Here is a 3,796-nt window from a genome sequence, read left to right as displayed (position 1 = left end):
GTAAGTATGTATATTCGATTCTATAACCATCATCGCTTCCAGAAAAAATTAAACAACCTGAGTCCATATCAATATAGAACTCAGGCTGCTTAATTGTCTTTTTTATTTCTGTCTATTTGACAGGGGTCACTCCAGTTAAGTAGCCTTCTTTTAGATTTCTACATAAACTGTTTTTCTTAACTGTAAAAATCTTTTTACACATTCAGGAGTTGTTAATGCTTTAGTAGGTACTACTCGTCCCTAAGATATACATATCATTCTTCAAACTAAACTGCTCACGTTAGATTACGTACAATTCTTCACAATCTTCTCCATACTTTAACAAAATATCTAATTTCCTTATAAAGTTTTATTCCACAAAATGGCCCGATTGCTGAACAAAAGTAAAAAAGCAAACATTCCATAAATAAGTTATTATTTGTTCCAAAACTCGTCCTTTTCTGAACACACCACTGTTCGATTTGAAAAGGACGTTTTTTATTGCCTTTCTCGTAACAAAACTCTGTTCATTATTCTATGTTCAATAACCGGTCTATTTTTATCTTATGTTACAATAAATATAAAGGAAAAATAAGAAAGAGTGATTTGAGTGTTAATTGGATATGCACGTGTGTCGACGGGATTACAAAATTTAGATTTACAGATGGACGCTCTTACGCAGTATGGCTGTGCCAAAATTTTTCACGATAAAATGAGTGGGGCAAAAAGACAGCGTCCAGGTTTAGAGGAAGCACTTCAGTATGCACGTGAAGGCGATACGATTGTTGTTTGGCGATTGGATCGATTAGGACGTAATATGCAGGATTTAATTCAAATTGTGAATAGCTTAAATGAGCGTGGTGTGGGCTTCGCTATTGCCGGTTGCGGGGAAGGTTGAAAGTGAATGAACAAGTGTTACTCACGGCAGCCTGCCAAAACATCAAGAAGATTGCCACCCATCTATCTAGGATTAGATAGGTGGATGGGAGTCTTTTTTTCAAAAACAGATCATCCCGAACGGGATGATGAACCAGAAATAAAAAAAGATTGTAGAGAAAAATATACTTTCTCTACAATCTGAGAAGCAAGTTTTAACTTGCTTCTTTTTAATCATGCTGTATTCACGTCTACATTGTCTTTTTGTTCCTTTTCTTTCGTATCTTTGAAAGCGTTGTTATATCAAAGCTTTCTATAAAGCAAGAGTTTATTCTAACAATACAAAGGTAACAATAGGAATATAACCAGCGATGGGAAGTCGGGATATAGTGGAAAATTTCAAAATTAGTGCTCGGCAATTTGCAATATTAGTTATTTTATTTTCTATAGGTACGACCATCTTAGTGATTCCTAAAAGTCTGGCTCAAGAGGTAAAACAAGATGCTTGGATTGCARCTGTAATCGGTAYAGGCATAGGTTTATTGCTAGTGGCTTTATATATCGCTATAGGCAGGATGTTCCCCACTATGACACTCGTTGAAATCAATGAAACACTTCTCGGCAAATGGTTAGGTAAGGCAGTTTCTCTTACGTTTATTTTCTTTTCACTTTACTCCACTGCAACACTATTGTTTTTTGTTGGAAATTTCTTAACTACGGAGATTATGCCTGATACACCAATTGAAGCGATCCATATTCTTTTCACATGCATCTTAATTATGGGAATTCGCCTTGGTCTTGAACCGTTGGCTCGTTCTGCAGAATTGTTATTTCCTATCTTTGTTTTTTTATTCMTAGTTCTAGTTGCCTCAATATTTTTACCTCCTGTTCAATTTAAGTTTGAAAATATACAACCCGTATTTGAAACAGGAATAAAACCGATGATTCATGCTGTTTTTATTTTTACAAGTATYTTTTCTTTACCATTGATTGTTTTATTAATGATTTTTCCTGTTTCAGTGAATCAACCAAAAGCAGCTGAAAAAAACTTTTTTATTGGAATACTAATCGGCGGAATCTGTTTACTCATCATTATCGCTTTAACTATTCTTGTTTTAGGCGCAGATAGTAGTGCCAGACAAACATATCCAAGTTATGCTGTGGCCAGAAAAATAAACGTTGGTGATTTTCTTCAAAGGATTGAAGCAATAATGGCTCTCATGTGGATTATCACGATTTATTTTAAATCGGCTATTTACTTTTACGCGTCCGTTATCGGTCTTGCACAAACATTGAATATGAAAGATTATCGGCCACTTACGCTACCTTTAGGGATGATCTTGATTTCGTTTTCCTTGATTGCAAATCCTAATATTGTCTATGTGTAGGCACATTTGATAAAGAAATTTGGCCGCTATACGTTTCAACGTACGGACTTGTTCTTCCATTACTCTTATTAGCAGTCAATGCAATCCGAAAAAAAATACATCAAAAATAAAAACATTCCATTGATTACTCCCGATTTTCAGAGTATAGATCATTAACGTCTTTCATTTTTTTAGAGGATTTTGGATAGGAAGGGCTTATGGACTAAAAGCATTCATTCTAACAATCAAATTCGAACAATAGGAAAATCCCCTCCAATGGTCGTTTCTGGGGAAAATCTGATTAAACAAAAATTAGTAAATATTGTATCGCTATGACCCTTTAAACGTATCCCGTCTCAACCCCTATATATAAATAGAGTGAAAGGAGTCTCGTCTATGAAACGGAGCTWYACCATRTTTATCATRCTAATCGTATTCCTGTTAWTCACTACKGGTTGCTGGAACCGTCGTGAATTAAATGAACTGGCTATTACGMTGGCCATAGGGCTAGATCGTACAAAGGATGGTCAATATCTWGTAACCGCCCAAGTGGTAAATCCCGGAGAATTAGCTACGGGAAAAGGCGGTGGAGGTTCCGGTGGATCACCGACAATCATCTATCAGGCGAAAGGGGAAACTATATTTGAGGCTATCCGAAAAATGACAAAGGAATCCCCTAGAAAAATATATCCCTCACATCTTCGAGCCCTCGTGATTGGTGAGTCATTAGCAAAAAAAGGAATTGGGAAACCGTTAGATATTATCTCAAGGGACTGGGAACTCCGATCCGATTTTTATATTGTCGTAGCTAAGGGAATGAGAGCAGCAGAAATCCTGAAGGTGCCCACGTCTTTAGAAAAAATACCTGCAAATCAGATATTTGAGGCCCTGAAAGTTTCAGACACTGCATGGGCAGCGACAAGTTTCGTTCAGCTAGACGATCTGATTGCGGATATAGTAAGTGAAGGAAAACAGCCGGTGTTAACAGGAATCCAAACAGATATAAAAGGTGATGAAGAAACTTCTTTAAGCAAACAGAATGTAGAAATGATTGATCCCCCTGCTCGTTTGAAGTTACAAGAATTAGCAGTATTTAATGATGATAAATTAGTTGGCTGGCTAAATGAGAAACAAAGCGGAACGTATAACGTCATTACAAACAAGGAGAAAAGTACAGTTGTGAATATAACGTGCCCTAAAGGCGGAAAAGCTGTGTATGAAGTGAAAAGCTCAAACACGGAAATGAAGGGTAAGATAAAGAATGGAAAACCTGAGATAGATCTAAATATTCGTGTGGAAGGTAATTTAGGTGAAGTAGAATGTCCTATCGATTTAACAAAAACAAAAACGATAGAAAAATTAGAGGGAATTTTTGAAAAAGAATCGAAGAAACTTTTCATAAATTCAATAAAACAGGTACAGGAAAATGATAAAGTAGACATTTTTGGATTTGGTGAGGCGATTCATCGAGCTGATCCTGAAGCCTGGAAAAAACTCAAAAAAGATTGGGATAAAAATTTTGAGCACGTGCATGTGAATATAAAGGTACAAGGAAAAATCCGAAACGTAGGTAC

At 36.2% G+C, this 3,796-nt stretch carries 3 protein-coding genes and 1 pseudogene; all 4 read left to right on the top strand.

Going from position 1 to position 3,796, the window contains the following annotated elements; translation table 11 throughout:
- The first annotated feature begins 6 nt into the window (after nt 1-6).
- Nucleotides 7-93, top strand: a complete 87-nt coding sequence (locus AC1DUW_RS23160; RefSeq protein WP_477642703.1) for an IS3 family transposase — start codon at nt 7-9, stop codon at nt 91-93.
- Nucleotides 94-589: 496 nt separating this feature from the next.
- Nucleotides 590-850, top strand: a pseudogene (locus tag AC1DUW_RS23155) (recombinase family protein); the annotation flags it as partial.
- 394 nt (nt 851-1,244) lie between these two features.
- Nucleotides 1,245-2,243 carry a GerAB/ArcD/ProY family transporter gene (locus AC1DUW_RS23150; RefSeq protein ID WP_477643560.1) on the top strand — a complete coding sequence of 333 codons (999 nt, stop codon included), beginning with the start codon at nt 1,245-1,247 and terminating at the stop codon, nt 2,241-2,243.
- A gap of 375 nt (nt 2,244-2,618) precedes the next feature.
- On the top strand, nt 2,619-3,796 hold a 1,178-nt coding region (locus tag AC1DUW_RS23145; RefSeq protein WP_477643559.1), incomplete at its 3' end, for a Ger(x)C family spore germination protein.

It is taken from the genome of Peribacillus sp. P4_C12, from assembly GCF_056402095.1.
This window is presented reverse-complemented; position numbering and strand designations above follow the sequence as displayed.

Coding starts and splice junctions, on each gene's coding strand:
- AC1DUW_RS23160 (WP_477642703.1), top strand. CDS start 7: ATGTATATTCGATTCTATAACCATCATCGCTTCCAGAAAAAATTAAAC.